The sequence below is a fragment of the Nonomuraea sp. MTCD27 genome (genome assembly GCF_041950495.1).
GTDB lineage: Bacteria > Actinomycetota > Actinomycetes > Streptosporangiales > Streptosporangiaceae > Nonomuraea.
The window spans coordinates 348,578-371,184 of sequence record NZ_JBGNUW010000008.1 but is presented as its reverse complement, the minus strand read 5'-3'; the positions used below and the strand labels follow the sequence as shown (position 1 = coordinate 371,184).

The window sequence follows — 22,607 nt, the reverse complement described above, 5'->3', positions numbered from 1 at the left end:
CGGCGCATCGAGCCCGGCAAACCCGTTCGCGAGGGCAGGCTCGTCCAGCGCGGAAACCAAATCGCACAGATATGCGATACGGGGGCTTCGTGCACCGAGCAGGCTGATAACCGGAGAACGTCAGCGGCATGCCGGCTTTCCTGCCGAAAGGATGGCGATGATGGACCTGTCCAGCAACTGGCTGGTACTCCTGTGGCCCTTGGTGATCCCGCTCACCTGGATGGTCACCGCATACCTGCTGACGGTGCGCGAGAAGTCGGCCTTCATGAGGGTGTGCCTGTCGCTGCGCGGGCAGATCACGTTCATGGCCACCGTCGTGGCCGTCATCACGCTCCTCACAGCGGGAGTGGGGGCGTATCTGCTGGTCTCGTCCTCGCCCTCCTGGCCCGGCTTCCTCCAGCTGATCCTGGTGCTCGAAACCGTGGAGCTGGTCGCCTTGGGCGCGTGGGCGACCTGGAAGGTGACCGGCAGGCTGCTGCTCCCCCTGGAGACCGTCCGCGCCGAACTCAAGGTGATCAACCCCGGTGACCGGCCCGCTCGCGTCTCCGACCCCGGAAACGCGCATGAGATCACCCGCTTGTGCCGCACGATCAACGACGTTCTGGGCCGGCTGGACGAGGACAGGAGCGAACTCGTGGAGCTCGCGCTCCGCCAACGGCAGTTCGCCTTCGATGTCTCCCACGAGCTGCGCAATCCCATCGCGGGACTGCTGACGCAGCTGGAGGTGGCGCAGCGGGATCCGTGCCACACCCGGTGGCCGGAGTTCCTCGGAACGACGTTGGTCCAGGTGGAGCGGCTCAAGACGATCACCGATGACATGCTGCGCCTGGCCCGTGTGCGGACCGGCGCACCCGAGGAACCGCAGTGTCTCGACCTCGCGGCACTCGTCCGGACCGAGATCTCGCATCGGGCGGACCGCCTCCCGGTCCGGCTCCACCTGACCCCCGGCGCCACCGTCACCGCCGTGCCGTCCCAGCTCGGCCGGCTGCTCGCCAACCTCCTGGACAACGCTCAGCGGCACTCCGCCCACATGGTGTGCGTCGCGGTGCGGCCGTCCAACGCCGCCGTCGAACTCGCGGTCGGCGACGACGGACCGGGGATAGCGGTCGGCGACCGGGAGCGGGTGTTCAACCGTTTCACCCGGCTGGACGACGCCCGGCGGCTCGACCGCAACGGCACCGGACTCGGCCTGGCCATCGCCCGTGACATCGCCCGAGCGCATCACGGCAGCCTCCGCGTGGAGGAGAGCGCCGCGGGCGGGGCGCGCTTCATCCTTCGGCTCCCCCGTATCCGGCCCAGCGAAAGGGGACCGACATGACGCTGCGGAAATGCTCGATCAGATGCCGGGTGGTGCTGTTCACCAGCGTGACGGTGGGTGCGCTCTGCATCGCGTTCTCCGCCGTCCTGCTGTTCACCGTCAACCTGATGGCGACGCAGAGCCTCACCGAAGAGGTGACCGCGGTGGGCGAGTTGACCGCGTACTACGTGGACCGGGGGGCGCTCGTCAATCCGCTGCCGCCCATCTCGCACGACCTGATCCGGCCCGTCCAGGTGGTCGATCCGCACGGGCGCGTGGTCGCCGCGACCAGGGACCTCCAGGACAAGCCGGTCATGGCGCATTTCGCGCCCCGAGGCCCGCGACGAGTGGCCAGCGCCGTCGTCTGCCACTCCATCCTCGGCTCCGGCCGCTGCCACATCGTCGTCGCGCAGCACGTGTACCGCGACGGTGACTGGATCATCTACAGCGCCGCGCCGGCGCTGCCGTTCTACGTCTATCCGGACGTGGCGGCCCTCCTGATCGCGGGGACGGTCGTCTTCACCGTCGCGATCGCCTACGGGGCACGGTGCACCGTCATCCGCTCGCTCAGGCCCGTGGATGCCATCCGGGCCCAGCTCGACCACATCCGCGGCACCGACCTGGGCCGCCGGGTCCCGGTTCCGGCGCCCGAGGACGAGATCCACCGGCTGGCCGGAAGCGTCAACCAGACCCTCGACCGGCTGGAGGACGTGCTGGAGCAGCAGCGGCGGTTCTGCGCCGACGCCTCCCACGAGCTGCGCACCCCGATCACCGCCATCCGGGCCCAGATGGAGGACGCCCTCCTCGCACCGGAGGAGGCGGACGTCACCCGCCTGTGCGGCGCCGTGCTCCCGAGCGTCGAGCGGCTCCAGTCGGTCGCATCCGGCCTGCTGACGCTCAAGCGGCTGGACACCGGCGCACCGTGCGAGCGCCAGGTCGTCGACCTGGCGCAGCTCATCGCCGCGGAGCTGGAGAGTCACCCGGTGAGCAGAACGGTCGTTCCACGCCTGACGCCGGGCGTCACCGTCCTGGGGGACCGGTCCCGGCTGGGCGAGCTGGTCGGCAACCTGGTGCACAACGCCCAGCGGCACGCGGCGTCCACGATCACGGTCACCCTGCGGTGTGGGGACGGCGACCATGCCGCCGACCCGAGATTCCGGGGGAGCGTCGCGGAGCTCGAGATCCTCGACGACGGCACCGGGATCGCCGCCGACCAGCGAGAGACCGTGTTCCGGCGGTTCACCCGGCTGGACACCGCACGGAGCAGGGACGCGGGCGGCGTCGGGCTCGGTCTCCCCATCGCCCGGCAGATCGCCGAGAGCCACGGCGGCACGCTGACCATCCAGGACAGCGATCGAGGCGCGCGCTTCGTCGTCCGCCTGCCGCTGTACGTACCGGCCGACGCGCCACCCGGCCGGGCCTGATCCTCGCGGGGGGCACGCCGAGCCGGCCTCACCTCTCCTGAGCTGCGGTGAAGCAGTCGTGGACGGGTAGGGGGCCGATATGCGGATCGAGGACTACGCCCTCATCGGGGACACGCGCTCGGCGGCCCTCGTCGGTCGCGACGGCTCGATCGACTGGCTCTGCCTCCCGCGGTTCGATTCCCCGTCATGTTTCGCCCGGCTCCTCGGCGACGAGTCCAACGGGTTCTGGCGGCTGGCGCCCACCGGGCACGAGCGGGCCACGTGGCGCGCGTACGCCGGCGAGACTCTGATCCTTGAGACCGTGTGGGAGACCTCCACGGGGACCGTCAAGGTGATCGACTTCATGCCTCCCCGGCACACCAACCCCGACCTGGTCCGGATCGTCGAGGGCGTGTCCGGGACGGTGGGCATGACGGCGGAGATCAGCATCCGGTTCGACTACGGCAGGGTCGTACCGTGGGTCCGCCCCGTCGGCGACCGGCTGCACGCCATCGGCGGGCCCGACTCCGTCTGGATGCGCACGCCCGTGCCCCTGGAGGGCGACGACTACCGGCGTTCCGGCCGCTTCACCGTCGCCGCTGGGGAACGCCACACGTTCGTGTTCGCGTGGCACCCCTCGCACCAGCCGGAACCCGTCCCCATGGACCCCGCCGAGCAGCTCACCGAGACCCGGCTGTTCTGGCAGGAATGGGTCTCCCGCTGCCGGGCCACGGGGCCCTGGCACGACGCCGTGGTCCGCTCGCTCATCACGCTCAAGGCCCTCACCTACAGCCCGACCGGCGGCATCGTGGCCGCTCCCACCACCTCGCTGCCGGAGCACATCGGCGGGGTGCGCAACTGGGACTACCGGTACTGCTGGCTGCGTGACGCCGCCATGACGCTCGACGCCCTGTCCAGGGCCGGGTACGTCGAGGAGGCCGGGGCCTGGCGTACCTGGCTGCTGCGCGCCGTGGCGGGCCGCCCCGAGGACGTCCAGGTCATGTACGGAGTGGCAGGTGAAAGACGCCTGCCCGAGCAGACGCTCGACTGGCTGTCCGGCTACGAGGGCTCCCGGCCGGTGCGGACCGGCAACGACGCCGTCAGCCAGCTCCAGCTCGACGTCTACGGACAGGTGGCCGGTTGCCTCTACCGGGCACGTAAACAGGGCCTGCCGACCGACGACTACGCGTGGGCCACCATCAGCAAGCTGATGTGCTTCCTGGAGCGCAACTGGGACCAGCCCGACGAGGGCCTGTGGGAGGTCCGCGGCCTGCGCCGGCACTTCGTGCATTCCAAGGTCATGACATGGGTGGCGGCCCACCACCTGGTCCGGGCCGTCGAAGAGTTCGACCTGCCCGCTCCCGTCGAGCGCTGGCGGGCCATGCGGGACCGGGTCCACGCCCAGGTCTGCGACAAGGGGTTCGACCCCGGGCGTGGCACGTTCACCCAGTCGTACGGCTCGCGCGAGCTGGACTCGGCGCTGCTGCTCATCCCGATCGTCGGGTTCCTGCCGCCGGACGACCCGCGCGTCATCGGGACGATCGAGGCGATCCAGCGCGAGCTGATGACGGACGGCCTCCTGCTGCGCTATCCGATCTCCGAACGCAACCACATCGACGGGCTGCCCGGCACCGAAGGCGTCTTCCTCGCCGGCAGCTTCTGGCTGGTCGAGGCGCTCGCCCTCATCGGACGCAAGGAGGAGGCCGTCCAGCTGTTCGAGCGGCTGCTGAGCCTCACCAACGACGTCGGCCTGCTCTCCGAGGAGTACGACCCCGTCCAGAAGCGCCAGCTGGGCAACTTCCCGCAGGCCTTCACCCACATCCACCTGATCCACGCGGCCCAGGCGCTCAGCTGAGCCCTGTCATTCCGGATCGGCAGGCAGGCCGAACGGGGGGTCGTTGGCCATGTTGTACGCGGCGGCGAGGATGGTGAGGACCTGGATCGTGGCCTGAGGCGCCAACGCGTACTCGCCGCGCCGCCGCTGGGTGATCAGCCTGGCGCTCTGGAGCGCGCGCAGGTGGTGGTAGAGCTGGCCGCTGGTCGTCTGCTCGCCGTCCCCGCCCAGGGACTCCTGGAGCTCGGTGGTGGTGCACCGGCCCCGCCGTACGAGCGTGGCGAGCAGCGCCAGCCGCGGCAGGCTGCCGAGGGACTCCAGGATGCCGGCCACGGGCGCCCAGTCGGCCGACAGCAGCTCGGCGAGGGAGAGCTGCCTGTCCCAGAGGCTTTCCCCGCCCGGCAACCGCGCGGCTCCGACGTAGCCGACCGTGCCGAGCCCGTCCTCCTCCTTCGCCTGGCGGAGCATGCCGGTGGCCGCCGCGGTGAGGGACGGCGACTCCGGGGCGCGTCGCGGTGGGTCGACGGTGTCCACCCCGGTGCCGAGCCGGCTCTCCAGGCGGGCGATCCGGCGTTCGAGCTCGGCGAGTCTGTCCTCGCTCATCGTCACGCTCCTACGTTATTCCATAATTACGAAATAGCGTAGAGGGGGTGGAGCAGGCATGGCAACGTCCGGCCGGGCCGGCACCGATGAGTTTGCCGCTCGGGCCGGGTCTACCTCCGTGTACGGCAAGTTACGCACATGATCAGGGAGGGACCATGAGTACGAAAGCACTGCCGCCCGTCGTCGACGCCGACACCTGGCAGCGTGAGCTGGACGCGCTGCGTGCCCGGGAGAAGGCCGCGACCCGCGAGCTCGACGCCATCGCCGCCCAGCGCCGCCGTCTGCCGATGGTGCGGATGCCGGACTACGTCCTCGAGGGCGAGAAGGGACCGGTCCGGCTGGCGGACGTCTTCGACGGCAGCAGCCAGCTGATCGTCTACAACCACATGTGGTTCCCGGGCAAGGAATGGCAGTGCCCGGGCTGTACCGGGTTCACCTCGCAGTACACCCGGCTGGAGTTCCTGGAGCAGTACGATGCCCGGTTCGTCATCGTCACCCAGGGCCCGATCGACGAGGCGCTGGCCTACAAGCGGCGGGTGGGCAACGCGATGACCTGGTACTCCACCGCGAACAGCCCGTTCGGGGCCGATGTCGGCGCACCGGCCGGCGGGGGCTTCGCCGTGAACGTGTTCCTGCGCGACGGCGACACCGTGTATCGCACCTGGCACACCAGCGGCCGGGGCACCGAGCAGCTCAGCCACACCTTCGCGCTGATCGACCTGCTGCCGTACGGGCGGCAGGAGGAGTGGCAGGACTCGCCCGACGGCTGGCCGCAGTCGCCCACCTACAGCCGGTGGTCCACCGCCAAGGACGTCGCCGCACTCTACGGCCCGGACGACCTCGCTTAGGGGCCTTCGTTCCGACGGGACGCCCACGGCGACCGGCCGCTGTTGGCCGGTCCGCCGCGGGGCCGTCCCGCCCAGGCCGTGTGCCGGTGGGCGCCCGCGAACGCGAGTCTCTTGCGAGACTTCGGGGTACACGGTCGGTGCCGGTGCCTGACGGCCGCGGAACACCACGCGCATGATGACACGGGGACTTTCATGAGCTCATCGGTCTACCTGCTGATCCTCGGGGATCACCTGCCGGATCCACGAACCGGGCGAGCACCCTCCGAGCCGGATCGCATCCGCGCCATGGTCGACCAGGCCGTCGTGGCCGAAGAGGCCGGATTCACCGGCGTGGCCATCGGCGAACACCACTTCGCCCGCTACATCGTCTCCGCGCCGGCGCTCCTGCTCGCCACGATCGCGGCCCGTACGACCACGCTGCGCCTGTCCACCGGCGTCACCCTGCTGGCCCACCACGACCCCGTGCGCGTCGCGGAAGAACTCGCCACCCTCGACGTGCTGTCCGGCGGACGGGCCGAACTCATCGTGGCCCGCGGCGTGTCCAAGGAGACCGACCTGGCCTTCGGCATCGCCCCCTCGGACCTGCGGCCGCGGTTACACGAACACCTGCGCCTGCTGCTGAGACTGCTGCGGGAGGAGGACGTCACCTGGCGCGGCGCGTTCCGCGGCCCGCTGGAGAACGTGACCACCACCCCGCGCCCGATCCAGAGACCGCACCCGACACTGTGGGTCGGCAGCGGATCCGCGGCGTCCGCGGACTTCGCCGCCGAGCTGGGACTGCCGCTCATGCTGCCCAGCACCCTGCGCGACCCCGGGATCTACGTGGACGTCGTGGCCGGCTACCGGCGGGACGGTCCCGGCCGGGTCGCCCTGCCCAGCCACGTGTTCGTCGCCGAGAACGACGCGCGGGAGCGGTGGCGGCCCCACCTGGCGGCGTACGCCGCGTTCGCCAGCCCGTGGCGCGGCGACGGCAGGGCGATCGACCTCGACGAGCTGATGGAGGGTGCCGCGATCTGCGGTGATCCCAGCGAGGTCGCCGACCGGCTCAACGCGGTGCGCAAACTGCTGGGTCTCGACGCGCACCTGGTGCTGATCGACATCGGCGGCCTGCCCCAGGAGGAGGTGCTCGCCGCGATCCGGCTGTTCGGCGAGAAGGTCATCCCCCAGCTCACCGCGTGACGGGGGAGCAGCGGCGGCATGCCGCGACCGGATCGGGAAGATCCCGGCTCCTGGCGCCCGGACTCGCGGGACACGCCCGGCGCTGCCCCGGCGTCGTCGCCTTCGCTCGAAGGCGAGATCGCCGTGCGTGCCGAAGCGGATGACGGCGAGATCGCCGTGCGTGCCGGAGCCGTCATGCGGGGGAGGACGGCCAGATGCCGCGTAGCGGACGCATGCCCTCCTCGACGTAGTCGGCGATGGGGCGCTCGCCGCCGTCGAGAGCGTTCCCGGTCTCGCCGCGGTCGCGCTGTGGAGAAGGACGCGATGACCGAAGGCCCTCCGCGGGTGCGGAGCATCGGCCGTGCGGTGGTGCGCGGGCTCGCGGCGCTCAAGCGCGCGATGTACCGACGAGGGCGGCCGAACGCGCTCATGCGGCTCGTGAACCGGCTCGATGTCCTGGTGTACGGGGCTCGCCGCCGCGCCCGGCGCGCGGCCGCACCTGGAGCTGGGGCCGACGGCTCCCTCGCCCGACTTCCAGCGGATCGCGCCTCGTCACCCGGTCTTCCGGATCCGTGAGCGCCCCACCCAGGAGGTGACCTTGGTACGGTGGCCCGGGTTCGCACCGCTTGGAGAGCACGGCAGCGCGTAAGGGAGAGGGGCCAGGCAACGATGGAGGCGTCGGAGTTCCCGCGCGCGACGGCCGCGGCCATGTCGACCGCCGCGGCACTCGGTCTGACAGCCGACGACGCGGTCGTTCTTCATGACTCGAACAAGCTGACTCTGCGTCTGTTGCCTTGTGACGTCCTGGCCCGGGTGGCACCTGCGGCGCATCAGGTCGCGCAGTTCGAGATCGAGCTTGCGCAACGGCTCGCCGAGACAGAGAGCCCGGTGGCCGCGCTCGATCCTCGAGTCGAGCCACGCGTCCACGAGCGTGACGGCTTCGTGATCACACTGTGGACCTACTACGAACCTGTGCCGCCTCAAGAGGTCCCACCAGCCGACTACGCCCACGCGCTCGGGCGGCTGCACGCCGGCATGCGCAAGCTCGACGTCCCTGCGCCGCACTTCACGGATCGGGTCGAGGAGGCCCGGCAACTCGTGGCCGGCCGCGACCACACTCCGGAGCTCGCCGACGCGGACCGGGAGCTCCTCGCCGACACGTTACGAAACCTCAGGCGGGCGGTCGTCGAGCGCGGCGGCGCCGAGCAGTTGCTGCACGGCGAGCCGCACCCGGGCAACGTGCTCACCACGAAGAACGGGCTGCTGTTCGTGGACCTCGAGACGTGCTGCCGCGGGCCGGTGGAGTTCGACCTCGCCCACGCGCCCGAAGAAGTCGGTGACCACTATCCGGGTGTCGATCGGGACTTGCTGCGCGACTGCCGGATCCTCATGCTGGCGATGATCACAGCGTGGCGCTGGGATCGAGGCGACCAATTCCCGGACGGGCGCCGGCTGGGCACCGAGTGGCTCGGCCGGATCCGGGAGGCGCTCGATAGCAGAGGGCCGGACGCTCACGGCTGATCGCGGGCCTTCGAGATCGTGGCCGGCGTCATCCCATTCCGGCGAGGCACGCGGCCCGGTCAGCCGGCCATCGCCGTCCGCAGGCTCTCCCGATGCGCGCGATTCGTGGCCATCAGCCCATCGAGTGCGTCCCGCGTGCGGATGAGCTCGGTGATGTGCCGGGACAGCCGGTCGCGCTCCTGCGCCATCCGCTCCAGCGCGGCGTCGGAATTGTCCATGCTGGGCGAATCGACGCACGGCAGCAGCTCGACGATGGTGCGGCTGGACAGACCTGCGGCGTACAGCCGTTGGATGAACGTGACCCGATCAACCTCGTCGTCCGTGTAATGCCGCTGCCCGCTGGAGCTGCGGGTGCTGGTGAGCAGCCCCTGCTCCTCGTAATAGCGCAGGGACCGGACGCTGACCCCGGTCCGGGACGCGAGCTCCCCGATACGCACTTCGTCCTCCCCGTTGTGACCTGCGGCGCACATCTTGCCTCTGACATCCATGTGAGGTTCTAGCCTAACCGTCGTGACCTGACGCTGCCCAACCGCGTGGAAGCGCACGATGGCAACGGGGCGCCCGGGAACGGGCCGGCCTCCAGACGCTGCGCATCCACACCACGTGCGGGCGCGTGGTTGACAGCCGCGGGGGGCCGGTCCAGGATCTCCGAGTGCGGGAAAACGCGTAGCAAAGGGCCAGGCCCTTCGGGCGTCAGGTGGCTCGCCCTGTCCTTCATGATGCGGGCGCTTCCTGGGAGAAGCGCCCTGCAACTGCTCCTGGCGTGCGTCTGCGGGGTGCTGCCGGCCGCGTTCGGTGGCCTGGTCGGGCTGATCGCCGGAGCGCTTCCCGAGACCGTTCGCGCCGGCGGCCTCGACACGGGAAGTGGTAGGCGGCTCGTCGCCCTGCTGGTCGCGGCGGTCGTCCTCCTGGTGGCGCAGGAGCTGGCCAACTCGGCCTATGAAGTAGCGAAATGGGCGTTCTACCGGCGGTACGAGCACTACCTCCTGGGACGCGTGATCGACGCGACCTTGGGGACGCAACGGCTGGAGCTGTTCGAGGATCCCCAGCTGTCCCGGGTCGTCGACCGGTCCGTGCGGCTCGCCGGGCTCGATCCCGGTGACCTGGTCGACGGCTGGTGCACGAGGTGGCTGCACCTGTTCCAGGGTGCCGCGGCCGCCGCGCTCGTCGCGACGGTGTGGCCGGTCGCGGCCGGTGTCCTGGCCGTCGTCTGGCTCGTCGCCGGCGCCGTCATGATGACGGCGCTGCGGCGCCTGGACATCAACGCGTGGTCCTCCGGGCTCCTGGAGGCGGAGTACCTCGTCAGGATCGCCGAAAGGCCGGCGTGGGCGAAGGAGGTCCGGGTGTTCGGGCTGACCGACTGGCTCGCCGAGCGATTCGGCCTGCGGTGGACCCGTGCCCTTGAGCAGCTGGCGCGGGCGCGCAGGGTCGGGCGGTGGCGGACGGCGGTGGTGCTCCTGGTTCTCCTGTGCTCGCACGGGGTCATGGTCGGCGCCATGGTCGCCGACGGCCTGGCCGGAGGTCTCTCCGCGACGCAGCTGACGGTGCTCCTCCTCGGCATGTCAGGGATGACCGCGCTGGCCGACCAGAGTGGCGCGGACCTCATCGAATACGGCAGCCCGCGCGTGCCCGTCGTCCTGGCCCTCGAGAAGGAGGCCGCGCAGGTCGGCACCGGCTCCCCGCCGGCGGCGAGCACCGGGCCCGCGCGGTCCCCTCGTCCCGTCCGGATCTCACGGGAGATCCGGTTCTCCGGCGTGGACTTCGCCTACCCGAACTCACGACCGGTGCTCCGGCAGCTGAATCTGGCGATCGAGGCCCGCACCTCGCTGGGCGTCGTCGGGCTCAACGGCGCCGGCAAGACCACCTTGATCAAGCTCCTGAGCGGCCTCGAGGTCCCCGCGGCGGGCACCATCACCGTGGACGGCGTCCCTCTCCCGGACCTCGACCCCGGCGCGTGGCGCCGGACGATCGCGGCGATCTTCCAGGACTTCGTGCACTACGAGCTCCCCGTCCGGGACAACATCGGTCTCGGGGCGGTCGAGGTGCTGCGGGCCGCCGGCCGGCACACCGGCGGGCCGGCGTCCAGGACGGCCCGCGACCGCCTCGACGCCATGGTGCACACCGCCGCCGAACGGGCCGGAGCGCACGGCGTCATCGCGGGTCTGCCCGGCGGACTCGACACGACGCTGTCACGACGGTACCCGGGCGGCGTCGACCTGTCCGGCGGCCAATGGCAACGCATCGCCCTCGCGCGAGCCATGGCCGCGGTGGAGAACGGCGCTGGCCTGCTCGTCCTCGACGAGCCGACGGCACAGCTGGACGTCCGCGCCGAAGCGGACCTGTACGACCGCTTCCTCGACCTGACCCGGGACCTGACGACGATCGTCATCAGCCACCGGTTCTCGACCGTGCGCCGCGCGGACCGGATCGTGGTGCTGGACCGCGGCCGGATCGTCGAGGACGGCAGCCACGACGAACTCGTCGCGGCCGGCGGAGAGTACGCCCGGCTTTTCTCCATCCAGGCTGCCTCCTACCAGGCATCCCCGGCCGACGGGACGGCCACGTGACAGGGGACGGGTCCAGGCAGAACTGGCGGCGATCCGCCACCCTCGTGCTCAGCGCCGCGTGGTCGGCGGACCGGTGGCGCACTGCCCTGGCCTGCTTCGCCCTCACCGCTCAGGTCGTCATCGCGGCGCTCTTCGCCTACTGGCTGAAGCTGCTCATCGACGCGATCGCCGTGCCGGACGCCAGGGCGGCGGTGCCGGCAGCCTGTGGTGTCGTGGGTTCGATCGCCGGCACCTCGATCTTCGCCTACGCGGGAAGCCGCGTGCTCGCCGGGCTCAGCGGCCGGCTGCGCTACTGGCTCAACCTGCGCATACTCCAGATCTCGGGAGGCATGCCGACGATCGATCTGCACGAGACGCCCGAGCACCTGACCCAGCTGGAGGCCCTGCGCCGGCAGCAGCACCAGCTGTACCAGGCCGTCCCGCGGCTCATCGAGCTGCTGGCATCCCTGATCCGCATGGTCATGATGGGCGTGCTCCTGGCCGGTGTCACCCCGGCGCTCCTGGCACTTCCGTTGTTCGGGATTCCCGCTCTGGTGGCGAGCCCCTGGACCGGCGGCCTGTTCCGCGCCGGGCAGGAGCGCGCGGCCGAGCCTGCGCGCAGGGCCGAACACCTGCTGGAGCTCACGGCCACCGCCGGTGCCGCGAAAGAGATCCGGCTCTTCCGGATCGCCGGTGAGCTGCGCTCGCGTTTCCATGCCGAGCAGCGCGGGATCCGCCGGATTCACCACCGGCTCCAGCTGCGGGCCGCCGGGATCGGCGTGGCGAGCCGCTGCTTCTTCGTGATCGGCTACGTCGGCGCCGTCGCGCTCGTCGTCGGCCTCGCCGTCGAGGGACGCGCCACGGTCGGCGACGCGGTTCTCACCGCCGCGCTGGCCGGGCAGGTGCTGGCGCTGGTGACGGGTTCCGCGGAAACGCTCCAGCTCACCATGCAGAGCCTCGTCGCGGCCGGCCGGCTGGTCCACCTGGTCGACCTCGAGAGATCGGCCCGCGACGCCGCCGTCGCCACCGCGCGACCACCGGAGGCGCTGGAGCGCGGCATCCGGCTGGAGGGCGTCTCGTACCGCTATCCCGGCACCGATCGCCCAGTGCTCCAGGGGGTTGACCTGCTGTTCCCCGCCGGGCAGACGGTGGCGATCGTCGGCGACAACGGCGCCGGGAAGTCGACCCTGGTCAAGATCCTGGCCGGCCTGTACCGGCCGAGCTCCGGAGCGGTCCTGTACGACGGCACCGCGGTCGCCGCCATGGATCCCGCGGAGTTCAGCCGCCGGCTGTCGGCCTGCTTCCAGGACCATGCACGGTTCGAGTTCCTGGTCCGCGAAACGGTCGGCATCGGAGATCTCCCGGCGCTCGCGGATCCGTGCCGTCGTGACGGGGCGGTCGAGCGCGCGCTGGACAGCGCCGGGGCCTCCGACCTGCTGCCGGGGCTCGCGGCGGGGCTCGACACCCAGCTGGGCCCCCGCTGGCCGGGCGGGGTCGACCTCTCGGGCGGGCAGTGGCAGAAGCTCTCGCTCGCCCGCGCGATGATGCGCTCCCGCCCGCTGCTGCTGCTCCTCGACGAACCGGCGTCCGCCCTCGACGCCGACGCCGAGCACGACCTGTTCCGCCGCTGGGCCGCGGCCTCCCGGCAGGCCGCGGCACGCGACGGCGGCGTCACCGTGCTCGTCTCGCACCGGCTTTCCACCGTCCGGATGGCTGACCTGGTCGTCGTTCTCGACCGGGGGCGGGTCGCGGAGGTGGGCACGCACGACGACCTCGTCCGTCGCGGCGGCCTCTACGCGGAGATGTACCGTTTGCAGGCGTCGTCGTACCGGTGACCGCCAGATCGCTGTCCTGAACGCCGCCGTCAGTCGTGGTCGTGGTGGACGAACCAGATGCCCCGGGCCGGGACGGTGCCCCGGTTGCGGAACAGGTGGGGGACGGTGGAGTTCAGCCCGAGCGACTGACCGGCGTGCAGGGTGAAGGCGTCGAACCCGAACGTCACCTCCAGCTCGCCCTCCAGGAGGTAGCCGTACTCGTACCCGTTGTGGCGCAGCATCCGCTCGTCGTTGGTCGAGCTGGCGCCCGGCGGGTAGATGATCTCGATGAAGTCCAGCTGGTGCGCGGTGTTGGTGGCCAGCTGCTCCCAGATCACCCCGGTGTCCATGACGAGCCGGGTCCTCGGCCCGGTGCGGTGGCGGGTCCGTCTCGTGCAGCAGCGCCGAGATGTCGGGCGCCGCCTCCGGCTCCCCCTCGTCCGGTTCGAGGTCCGGATCCGGGCCGGCCTCGTCGACCGGCTCACCGTCGTCCTCGCCGGTTTCGAAGAGGTGGTCGACGGACACCATGAGCATCTGCGCCATGGAGTACAGCGTCGCCACCGAAGGCTGCGACTTGCCGTTCTCGATCTGGGACAGGAAGGAGGGCGAGACGTTGAGCCGGCGCGCGAGCTCGCGCAGCGACAACCCTGACTTCTTACGTGCCCTCCGCAGCCGGAGGCCGAGGTTGACGGCCGTGGCGTCGTCCGAAGTCTGCGGTGAATGGGGAGAAGTCAAAGGTGCTCCTAGCTCATGGCGACGACGATGGGACAGGCGGCCCGCGAGGGACCGTCATGCGGGGCTCAGACCAGCACCATGCCCCCGTCAACCATGATGACCTGACCGGTCAGGTAGTCGGAGTCGGCGGAGGCCAGGAACAGCGCCGTGCCCAGGATGTCCGCGCCGGTGGCGACCCGGCCCCGGAGGATGCCGGCGGCGAAGCCGGCCATGGCCTGACCTGGCGCGTCGGCGTCGCCGATGTCCATCAGATCCTGGTCGAGCTTCGTCCAGAGCGCGGGCGGCCCGCCCGTACGTCGGTCCGACCGGCAGCCCCACCGGCAGACCGACCGGCAGTCCAGCCCGCAGTCCAGCCGGAAGTCCAGCCGGAAGTCCAGCCGGAAGTCCAGCCGGAAGTCCAGCCGGAAGTCCAGCCGGAAGTCCGGGCGGCACAGTCGCAGGCCGGCGCCGCCATCCCGCGCACGGCCCCCGCCGCCACCCCGCCCCCGGCCCCCGCCGCGCCCCGTCCGGTGGCCGCCCACCCGTTCGGGTCCGGCACCCGCGGCCGGGTCGAGAGCCTCTCCCGGCGCCGCAAGGTCATCGCCGACCGCATGCACCGCTCGCTCCAGGAGTCCGCGCAGCTCACCACGATGATCGAGGTGGACCTCAGCCACGTCGTCAGGATCCGCGAGGCGGCGAAGGACACGTTCCGCAGCCGGTACGGCGTCGCGCTGTCGGTGCTCCCGTTCGTGGCCGAGGCAGCCGTGCGGGCCCTCGCCGGCCACCCGGTGATCAACGCGGAGCTGGACCTGGCCGCCGGGACGGTCACCCACCCCGCCGGGGTCGGCCTCGGCATCGCGGTGGACACCGACGAGGGGCTGGTCGTCCCGGTCATCCGCGACGCCGGCGACCTCACCGTGGGGGTGCTCGCCCGGCACATCGCTCACCTCGCGGCCCGAGCCCGGGACGGTTCGGCCACCGCCGACGACTTCGCGGGCGGGACGTTCACGATCACCAACACCGGCAGCAGGGGAGGGCTGTTCGACACACCCATCGTCAACGCCCCCCAGTCGGCGATCCTCGGGCTCGGCGCCGTCACCCGCCGGCCGGTCGCACTGCGCGGCCCCGACGGCGACGACCTCATCGCGGTCCACCCGATGGCGTACCTGTCGCTGACCTACGACCACCGCCTGGTGGACGGCGCGGACGCCGCCGGCTACCTCACGTCCGTGAAGGGACGGCTCGAGGCCCCGGACCACACATGGCCGCACAGCCTGGGCATCGCAGAGATCGCGAAGTGAGATCCTGGCCCAGGGGCACGAGGAGAACCGCTCGGGCGGAGCGGGGACAGACGGCCGGCCGGCCTCGCCTCCGCCGGCAACCGGTTCACCGCCCGGGTCGACCGGGCCTGACCGCACCCGCCGGTGGACTAGACGGGAAGGAGCCGCATCAGAGCGTTGCGCGGCGCCGCGAGGTGGCCGGCCCCGGCCAGGCGGGTCATCCACCGGGACGCGGCGACCATCCGCTGGGCCACCGGACGGCGGCGGGCGTCATACGAGCGCAGCGCCCGTGCCACGTCGCCGGGATGCGCGCGCAGGCAGGCGGCGAGTTCGACGGCGTCGAGCAACGCCTGGCAGGCGCCCTGCCCCAGCGCGGGCGTCATCGCATGGGCGGCGTCCCCGACCAGCGCGACGTTGCCGGTGACGTAGGACGCCAGGGACGGCGACAGGTCGTGGACCTCGTGCCGCAGCACGGCGTCCTCGTCGGCCGCGGCGAGCACGGTGGGGATGGGGTCGTGCCAGCCGGCGAAGCGGGCGCGCAGGTCGTCGAGGGTTTCGCGCGTTCCCTCGGGGGTCCGTACGGGGGCGTACCAGTTGGTCACGCCCGGCGCCTGCGGTGTCATCCCGAACATCTGCCCGCGACCCCAGCTCTCGCCGTAGTCCTGCGGTTCGAAGCCCTCGATCACGCCGCGCCAGGCGACGATCCCCGTGTACCGGGGCCGGGTCGCGGCGCCGAAGAACGCCTGGCGGACCGCGCTGCGCACCCCGTCGGCGCCGACCACCAGGTCGTGGTCGGCACGCAGCGCGGCAGGGTCGGTGATCTCCACGCCCGTGCTGATCGTCGCCGGGTCCACCTCCCGCACCAGCATCTCGATCAGCGAGGCCCGCGAGAGCATGCGGACGGGTGCTCCGCCGCGCCGTTCGATGCGGTCCAGCGGGAGGTCGGCCAGGCGTCTGCCGCCGGGGGTGCGGATCTGCGCCCGCCGGTAGGGGACGGTGCGCTCGCGCAGCCGCTCGCCCAGCCCCAGACCGGCCAGGCCCGCCTGGGCGTCCGGGCGGATCCCGAGTGCGGTGCCCTCGGCGACGATCCGGGGCCACCGTTCGAAGATCGATACTTCCCAGCCGATCGCGCGCAGCGCGATCGCGGTCGTCAGCCCGCCGACTCCGGCGCCGACGATGACAGCTCTTCTCATCTTAATCACCACATATGTGGTACCACGGATGTGGTAGTCCTGTCGAGCGGGACAATGGGGAGCCATGGCGGAGAACAGGGATCGACGCGGCCTGCTGTGCGACGCGGCCATCGAGGTGCTGGCGGGCGAGGGCGGCAGGGGCCTCACCCACCGTGCGGTGGACCGGGCCGCCGGGCTGCCGGAGGGCACGGCCAAGAACTACTTCCCGACCCGCGACCGCCTCCTCCAGGCCACCGCCGAGCGGTGCGTCGACCGCTACTGGAGCGAGCTGCAGCAGGCCGAGATCCACACCGTCGGCCAGTTGCTCGCGCTGCTGCGCCAGATGATCGACCGGGCGCTGACGGTCAACCGGTCCCGGGTCCTGGCCTACCTCGAGCTGCACGCCGAAGCGGCCAGGAACGCCGAGGTGCGCCAGACCCTGGCCCGGCTCACTCGCGCCGACCTCGACCTGCACCTCCGCGCCCAGCAGTCCGCCGGCCTGCCGGCCACCCGCCAGAGCGCCGCCATGGTCACCCTGGCCGTCAACAGCGCGCTGACCTACCTGCTCACCCAGCCGCCCGACGTGCTGGCCGCCTACGGGCTCGACGACCTCGACGCCTTCCTGGACCGCCTCATCGCCTCGGCCTGCCCACCCCGGCCGAGCTGACCTGGCGGCCCCCACCCGCAGCCCTCCGCTACTGTCCCGGGCGCAGGATGGTCTTCCACGCCGAGCACTCGCCCGTGGGCCGCTTGGCCGTGCCACGGCAGACCTGAACCCTGACCTGCCGCGTGTTGCGGTAGTCCTTGCTGAACGTGCCCACGCCCGGCACGCAGTTGAAGAAGCCGTGCTCGCGCCAGCGCCCGTTGCGCGAGTCCTGCGAGCGCAGCACCGCCCACGCGCAGCCCTTGCCGCGCGTGTCCTCCAGCTTGCCGTCCACGACGTGGCCGAACTGGTGGATCGCGACCTCGCCCCAGGCGGAGGCCATGCCGTCGGCGGAGTGCACGGCACGCCACTTCCATATCGCCGGGGTGGCGGCGGCCGGGGCGGTGAGCATCAGCGAGACAGCGGCGGCGGCGGTCAGGACGGCGAGCGAACGCATGAGAGAGCTCCACGGCGCGGTGACGAACGAACCCTCCCAGGAATAGGGCGCCGCGCTTGTGATCGGCTTGGAAGCCGCTGCGTCACACGGGACGTTCGCCCGCACCGCCCACAACGGGACGGCATGGTCCGCTCGCAGTGCCGCGGCCCGGGTGCTCAGCGGTGCTCGTGCTGGCCGCTGGTGCCCGTCGAGTGGGAAAGCCCGCCGGAGGTGAGAACCTCAATTCCGTGGGCCCAGAAGTTGTGCCACCAACTACCGTCATGACGGTGCATGATGTCTCCCTTCGGTGGGGCGAGCCTGTGGAGATCGGCGGGGAACGGTCGCGATGTCGCCCGGAACGACCACAGCCCGACAGGGCGATGGCTGCGGACGATTTCGGCGAGATCTTCCCGGATTATGTCCGGCACTTGGGCCGCTCCGGGCAGGCGGCATCCCGGGCGTATTCCTCCAGCCCTTGCGCCTCCTGGCCGGCTTGATCGGCATCCGACCGGCATCTTGAGCCCGCCGGCCAGGCTGACCTGCAGTCGATGTCGGCAGTCCGCGAAGCAGCCTTGTCACGATGCGAGCCGTACAGGAACGCCGTGGTCGCGTTTCCCGCCGCCGGGTCAAGGCTCAGCCGAGGGCGGTGAGCCGGTCGCGGATGAGGTCGGGGAAGACGTGACCTGGGTCGGCGTCGCCGATCTCGATCGCGATGTCCAGCGCCTGCTGCCACACCGCCCGCGCCTCGCCGGCCCGCCCTGCCGCGAGCAAGGCGTCGCCGCGGTTACGGAGGGACTTGATCTGCCCGTACCGGTCCCCGAAGCCTTCGAACAAGATGAAGGCGTCCCGGTGAAAGGCCACGGCCTCGGTGTGGAGACCGGAGCGATGGTGGGCGGAGCCGAGGGCGTCCAGGGCGAACGCCTCGCCGCGGACGTCGCCGATGTCACGCTCCAGCAGCAGCGCCTCCCTGCAGCGCGCGATGGCGGGCGCGGCCTGGCCGAGGATGGCCAGGTACCAGCCACTGAAGTAAAGGGCTCGGGCGAGCGCGCGCTCGTCACCTGTACCCTGTGCCAGTTCGAGCGCCCTGTCGCCGTGGATCAGCGCCTCGGACACGTTGCCTTGGTGCTCACAGATGTGGCTGATGTCGATGAGCGCGTGCGCGTGGCCCACCGGATTGCCCAGGGTCTCGAAGAGCCGCGCGGCCTGCGCGTAGTGATGGCGCGACTCCTGGTCCATGCGCGGCCAGTGATACGCCCTGCCCAGCGCTGAGTGCGCGTGGGCTTGCCCGATGGTGCTGCCTTCGCGCTCCGCCGCCCATGCGGCGGTCTTCTGCATGAGCAGGCTGTCGTTGCGGTGGCCGCGCCGGTCCAGGTACTCCTCCATGGTCCAGGGCAGCTGCCATGCGTACGTGTAACGTCCCGTTTCGGCCGCCAGGCGGACGGTTGCCATGAGGGTCGCGTGTTCGGTCTCGAACCACGAGATGGCGTCGGCGTAGTTCAGGATCTCCGCGAGCACGACCTTGGGACGCGGGTGGCCGGGGATGTCGATGAGCGGGCCGGCGCGTGGGTGGAGGAGCACCGCGGCTCCGAAGGCGCTGTGCAGGTAGTGCGCGAGCAGCCGGTCGATCGCCTCCGCACGATCGTTGCCCTGCTCCTGTACGTCGGCCAGCTCGCCGGCGTAGGCCCGCAGCAGGTCGTGCTGGCTGTAGCGGCCGGCCGTCAGCTCGGCGACCAGATGCGCCGCCGACAGGTCGGAGAGCGCCTCGCGCGCGGCTCGCCGCCCGATGCCGACGAAGCTCGCCACGGCGAGCACGGTGATCTCGTGCCCGGGATGCAGGCCCAGCAGGCGGAACACCTTCGCCGCGGGCTCCGCAAGGTGCCGGTACGACCATGAGAAGACGGCACGGACATCCGCCGGCGCGTCCTCGCAGGGGAAGGCGTCGAGGCTCTGCTCGCTGTCGCGGAGCTGGGCGACCAGCGCGGCCAGGGAGAACTGCGGGTGCACCGCGCCGCGGGCGGCGACGATGGCCAGTGCCAGGGGCAGGCCGGCGCACAGGGCGACAAGCGTGTCCACGGCCGCCGGCTCGGCGTCGATCCGTTCCCGGCCGAGCCGGTGGGCCAGGAGGTGGCGGGCCTCGTCGTCGGAGAGCACGTCGAGGGTCAGCGGGTACGAGCCTTGCAGGACCATCAGGCTTGTCAGCCGGTGGCGGCTGGTCACCACGACTGCGCTGCCCCGGGAGCCGGGCACCAGCGGGCGTACCTGCTCCGCGTCTCTGGCGTTGTCCAGGACGATCAGCATGCGCCGCTCGCTCATGACACTGCGGTAGAGCGCGGCCTGGGCCTCGGCATCGGCCGGGATGCGCTCGGGAGGCACTTCGAGCGCGTCCAGGAATCCCCGCAGTGCGTCCCTCCAGGACACGGGATCGCCGGCGGGGTCGAAGCCGCGCAGGTTCACGTACAGGTGGCCGTCCGGGAATCGGCCGGCCACCAGGTGCGCCCAGCGGATGGCGAGCGCGGTCTTCCCGATGCCGGCCATGCCGTCGATCGCCGAGATCACGATGAGGCCCTCACCGTCGGGAAGGGCGCTGTCGAGCAGGGCCGTCAGCCTCGCCAGCTCGGCGGTGCGCCCGACGAACCCCGGCGGGATCGCGGGAAGCTGCCGTGGGACGATGGCGTGGCGGGGCTCGTCGGGAGGAAGCGCGCTGGTGCCGGTGGGTTGCCTGCTCGCCCATACGCCGAGGGGCAGGGAGAGCACCGCTGTGGACAGCCCGGCCAGGGACAACGCGACCTCATCAGGACTGATCAGCGTACACAGGCCCCAGGTGGCGAAGAACGCGGCTATGAGGACGATCAGCGCGAGGCTCCATCTGCTGCTGCGTCCGGCCACGGCGACTCCTCATCCCGTCGGGAGAAGTATCCCCTCGCGGGAGCCGTACGAGGCACGGCATGTCGAGTTCGTTGGCTTGGCGGTGGAGACTGTGCCTGCCGAAGGTTCATCCATGCAGGTCAAGCGGGCATGTGAGTACTCGTGAAGGACGCCGCCCAGCCGGTCTCGTCGGCGTACCAGGCGAAGGAGCACGGCGGATCATCCTGCCGTACGCGTTCCGTCTTCTGGGGGGCCGGAGCTCGCGCTGCCAAGCGAAGCCCTCACATGGTCATGACCTGGACGGGTGTAATTATCGGCAGGCGCAGTGCCCCATGCCTTCCCCCGGCCAGGGCTTCTCCTGCCAGGCCGGTTCTCACACGATCTTTTCTCGGCGATGTGTTAGCGCTAACTTGGGTTTGGTAGACGGATTTCTCTCCGGGCGGGCGTTAACAATCACGCGGTGAGCGTGTGCTGGCCGGCAGTGCCGCCGGTCCATGGTGCATGCCCTCAAGGAGAGAACTATGACAAGCCCCACGTCTCGTCGTGCCCGCTCGACAGTGCGCGACCACGCCAGGTACCAGGACCATCTCGGCCGGATCGGCCGACGCGACCTTCCGGCCCGTGAGCAGACCACCGCGACGACGCACGAGAAGGGTTCCCTCATGGACACATTCCGAGTCAGGCGGCTGCTCGCCGGGCTGGCGGCCCTGGTGCTCCTGCCGATCATCGCAGTGGGCTTATGGACGACGCCCGCAGCGGCTGCGACCAGTCAGTTCCGCGGCATGAACTGGGCGGTGCTGGGCGACAACTTCAGCACCGGCCCGCTCGTCGTCGACGGGCTGAGCGGCTCCGACAGCTACGCCACCGTCCAGGCCAAGGCCAACGCGCTGTACGACGACATGCAGTCGACACTCGGTGTGAACACGGTTCGGCTGCCGATCAACACCCACACCGTCGGCACCACCTGGTGGAACGCCTACCGCGGCGCCGTCGACGCCGCCACGGCGCGCGGGTGGAAGGTCATCCTCGCGTACTGGGAGGACGGCGCGGCCTCCGGGGGCCGCATCACCAACCTGTCGGCGTGGAACTCGATGTGGTCGACCGTGACCTCCCAGTACGGATCGAACAGCCTCGTGTACTTCGAGCCGATGAACGAGCCGCACGGCTACAGTTCGGCCGAGTGGCGCACCATCGCCGCCGACTGGCTGGACCACCACTACTCGGCCCCGCCGAACCGGGTGCTCGTCGGCGGTACCGGCTACAGCCAGGACCTCCGTGACCTGTGCAACGACTCGCGTTTCGCCGGCACGCTGTTCTCGTTCCACCACTACGCGTTCTTCTACTCGGCGAACACGTACGACGGCTGGCGGTCCCACGTCCAGACCCGCCTCGGCAACTGCGCTTCGCGGGCGGTCGTCACCGAGTTCGGGGCTCCGATGAACAACGGCCTGAATTACGCCGACGCGAACAGCACGGACAACTTCGTCCGCCACATCCGCGCCGTCACCCAGGTGATGCGGGACAACGCCATGGGTGGCACCTACTGGCCGGCCATCGGCGGCAAGCCCGGCGACATCGGCTACGACTGGTACTCGATGTACGCCAAGAGCGGCAGCGGCACCGGCCTCAACCTCGCGATCCGCAACCAGTCCGGCGCGAACCGCCTGCGCTACGGTTGGGGTGACGCCGTCGACGGCGGCGGTGGCGCAACGACGACCCAGATCGTCAACCAGAACTCCGGCAAGTGCGTCGACGTCCTGCAGGGCTCGACCGGGGACGCCGCCGAGATCATCCAGTACACCTGCAGCGGGGCCGCCAACCAGCAGTGGCAACTGCGCGATCTGGGCAACGGCTACCACAACATCGTGGCGCAGCACTCCGGCAAGTGCCTCGACGTGAACAACGCCTCCACCGCGAACAACGCGGCCGTCATCCAGTACACGTGCGGCAGCGGCACCAACCAGCAGTGGCAACTCCGCGCCGTGTCCGGTACGAGCTACGTCGAGATCGTCGCCCGGCACTCGGGCAAGTGCCTCGACGTGTCCGGCCAGTCGACGGCGGACAGCGCCCGTCTCCAGCAGTACACCTGCTGGGGCGGCGCCAACCAGCGCTGGGACGCTTGAGGCCACACCGGACAGAAGCACGTGAACACGAAGGCATCGGGCCGCCGGAGGGCGAGCAGTCCACGTGATCCTGGACGGCACCCCGGGGCGTCGTCCAGCCCGTGGTCCAGTTCTTCCTGCCCGGCGGCCAGTCGCCGGCCGCGCGACCGTCCCGCCGGGGAGAAGGCGGCCACCCAGGTCGAACTGGTTTGCCCGCTCAACGGCAGCCCGATCCCGCGGACCATTACCGCGGCCCGGTCACCGGCCAGGGCATGACGTGCTGGCCGTAGAGCATGCCCGGACCGGCGGTGAGGATGCTCCTGCCGGAGGCGGGCATGTTGACGCGGTTTGTGCGGCATGTTGTGATCCAC

General features: G+C 71.0%; 18 protein-coding genes and 1 pseudogene. 11 read left to right on the top strand and 8 right to left on the bottom strand.

The genetic code is table 11. The features are described from left to right. Nucleotides 1-157 precede the first annotated feature (157 nt). The 3 genes from ACBJ59_RS25445 to ACBJ59_RS25435 all read left to right on the top strand — a co-directional run bounded on the left by ACBJ59_RS25445 (nt 158) and on the right by ACBJ59_RS25435 (nt 4,555). On the top strand, nt 158-1,318 hold the full coding sequence (locus ACBJ59_RS25445) for a sensor histidine kinase (protein ID WP_375112751.1): 1,161 nt from the start codon (nt 158-160) through the stop codon (nt 1,316-1,318). Further along, complete coding sequence (locus tag ACBJ59_RS25440; protein WP_375112750.1) at nt 1,315-2,721, top strand: sensor histidine kinase; 1,407 nt, start codon at nt 1,315-1,317, stop codon at nt 2,719-2,721. The genes ACBJ59_RS25445 and ACBJ59_RS25440 overlap by 4 nt, the downstream gene beginning before the upstream one ends. A 79-nt stretch (nt 2,722-2,800) precedes the next feature. Then, nucleotides 2,801-4,555 carry a glycoside hydrolase family 15 protein gene (locus ACBJ59_RS25435; protein WP_375112749.1) on the top strand — a complete coding sequence of 585 codons (1,755 nt, stop codon included), beginning with the start codon at nt 2,801-2,803 and terminating at the stop codon, nt 4,553-4,555. Nucleotides 4,556-4,561: 6 nt separating this feature from the next. Here ACBJ59_RS25435 and ACBJ59_RS25430 read toward each other — a convergent pair whose 3' ends face one another. Further along, a complete protein-coding gene (locus tag ACBJ59_RS25430; RefSeq protein ID WP_375112748.1) occupies nt 4,562-5,137 on the bottom strand; it encodes a hypothetical protein in 576 nt (191 codons plus the stop codon). Nucleotides 5,138-5,292: 155 nt separating this feature from the next. Between ACBJ59_RS25430 and ACBJ59_RS25425 the strand changes: the two genes are divergently transcribed. From ACBJ59_RS25425 to ACBJ59_RS25415, 3 genes are all read left to right on the top strand, one after another. Further along, nucleotides 5,293-5,985 carry a DUF899 domain-containing protein gene (locus tag ACBJ59_RS25425; protein ID WP_375112747.1) on the top strand — a complete coding sequence of 231 codons (693 nt, stop codon included), beginning with the start codon at nt 5,293-5,295 and terminating at the stop codon, nt 5,983-5,985. Between the two features lie 192 nt (nt 5,986-6,177). After that, complete coding sequence (locus tag ACBJ59_RS25420) at nt 6,178-7,164, top strand: LLM class flavin-dependent oxidoreductase (protein ID WP_375112746.1); 987 nt, start codon at nt 6,178-6,180, stop codon at nt 7,162-7,164. 648 nt (nt 7,165-7,812) lie between these two features. After that, nucleotides 7,813-8,664 (top strand): phosphotransferase, encoded by an 852-nt coding sequence (locus ACBJ59_RS25415; protein ID WP_375112745.1) that lies wholly within the window; start codon nt 7,813-7,815, stop codon nt 8,662-8,664. Nucleotides 8,665-8,723: 59 nt separating this feature from the next. Here the strand turns inward: ACBJ59_RS25415 and ACBJ59_RS25410 are convergent, their stop codons facing one another. After that, nucleotides 8,724-9,101: a MerR family transcriptional regulator gene (locus ACBJ59_RS25410; protein ID WP_375112744.1), complete on the bottom strand. Its 378-nt coding sequence runs from the start codon at nt 9,099-9,101 to the stop codon at nt 8,724-8,726. Between the two features lie 279 nt (nt 9,102-9,380). Here ACBJ59_RS25410 and ACBJ59_RS25405 point away from each other — a divergent pair, with 279 nt between their 5' ends. Together ACBJ59_RS25405 and ACBJ59_RS25400 are read left to right on the top strand one after the other, a co-directional pair. After that, complete coding sequence (locus tag ACBJ59_RS25405; protein WP_375112743.1) at nt 9,381-11,231, top strand: ABC transporter ATP-binding protein; 1,851 nt, start codon at nt 9,381-9,383, stop codon at nt 11,229-11,231. Then, nucleotides 11,228-13,045: an ABC transporter ATP-binding protein gene (locus ACBJ59_RS25400; protein ID WP_375112742.1), complete on the top strand. Its 1,818-nt coding sequence runs from the start codon at nt 11,228-11,230 to the stop codon at nt 13,043-13,045. The genes ACBJ59_RS25405 and ACBJ59_RS25400 overlap by 4 nt, the downstream gene beginning before the upstream one ends. A 29-nt stretch (nt 13,046-13,074) precedes the next feature. On the opposite strand, the gene ACBJ59_RS25395 is transcribed toward ACBJ59_RS25400, so the two are convergent. The 3 genes and pseudogenes from ACBJ59_RS25395 to ACBJ59_RS25385 form a co-directional block, all read right to left on the bottom strand. Beyond that, nucleotides 13,075-13,374, bottom strand: coding sequence for a cupin domain-containing protein (locus ACBJ59_RS25395; RefSeq protein ID WP_375112741.1), 300 nt, complete (start codon nt 13,372-13,374; stop codon nt 13,075-13,077). Nucleotides 13,375-13,594: 220 nt separating this feature from the next. Continuing rightward, nucleotides 13,595-13,669 (bottom strand): annotated as a pseudogene (locus ACBJ59_RS25390) (helix-turn-helix domain-containing protein); the annotation flags it as partial. Between the two features lie 155 nt (nt 13,670-13,824). Then, on the bottom strand, nt 13,825-14,280 hold the full coding sequence (locus ACBJ59_RS25385) for an SDR family oxidoreductase (RefSeq protein ID WP_375112740.1): 456 nt from the start codon (nt 14,278-14,280) through the stop codon (nt 13,825-13,827). On the opposite strand from ACBJ59_RS25385, the gene ACBJ59_RS25380 reads away from it, so the two are divergent. After that, on the top strand, nt 14,269-15,039 hold the full coding sequence (locus ACBJ59_RS25380) for a 2-oxo acid dehydrogenase subunit E2 (RefSeq protein ID WP_375112739.1): 771 nt from the start codon (nt 14,269-14,271) through the stop codon (nt 15,037-15,039). The two genes, ACBJ59_RS25385 and ACBJ59_RS25380, sit on opposite strands and share 12 nt — an antisense overlap. Nucleotides 15,040-15,167: 128 nt before the next feature. Here the strand turns inward: ACBJ59_RS25380 and ACBJ59_RS25375 are convergent, their stop codons facing one another. Continuing rightward, nucleotides 15,168-16,211 (bottom strand): FAD-dependent monooxygenase, encoded by a 1,044-nt coding sequence (locus tag ACBJ59_RS25375; RefSeq protein ID WP_375112738.1) that lies wholly within the window; start codon nt 16,209-16,211, stop codon nt 15,168-15,170. Nucleotides 16,212-16,275: 64 nt separating this feature from the next. Between ACBJ59_RS25375 and ACBJ59_RS25370 the strand changes: the two genes are divergently transcribed. Further along, nucleotides 16,276-16,857, top strand: a complete 582-nt coding sequence (locus ACBJ59_RS25370) for a TetR/AcrR family transcriptional regulator (RefSeq protein WP_375112737.1) — start codon at nt 16,276-16,278, stop codon at nt 16,855-16,857. Nucleotides 16,858-16,885: 28 nt separating this feature from the next. Here the strand turns inward: ACBJ59_RS25370 and ACBJ59_RS25365 are convergent, their stop codons facing one another. Together ACBJ59_RS25365 and ACBJ59_RS25360 are read right to left on the bottom strand one after the other, a co-directional pair. Next, nucleotides 16,886-17,290, bottom strand: a complete 405-nt coding sequence (locus ACBJ59_RS25365; RefSeq protein WP_375112736.1) for a hypothetical protein — start codon at nt 17,288-17,290, stop codon at nt 16,886-16,888. Nucleotides 17,291-17,902: 612 nt separating this feature from the next. Further along, entirely contained in the window at nt 17,903-20,155 is a 2,253-nt protein-coding gene (locus ACBJ59_RS25360) for an NB-ARC domain-containing protein (RefSeq protein ID WP_375112735.1), read from the bottom strand. Nucleotides 20,156-20,796: 641 nt separating this feature from the next. Here ACBJ59_RS25360 and ACBJ59_RS25355 point away from each other — a divergent pair. Next, complete coding sequence (locus tag ACBJ59_RS25355) at nt 20,797-22,257, top strand: RICIN domain-containing protein (protein WP_375112734.1); 1,461 nt, start codon at nt 20,797-20,799, stop codon at nt 22,255-22,257. The last annotated feature ends 350 nt before the right edge of the window (nt 22,258-22,607 follow it).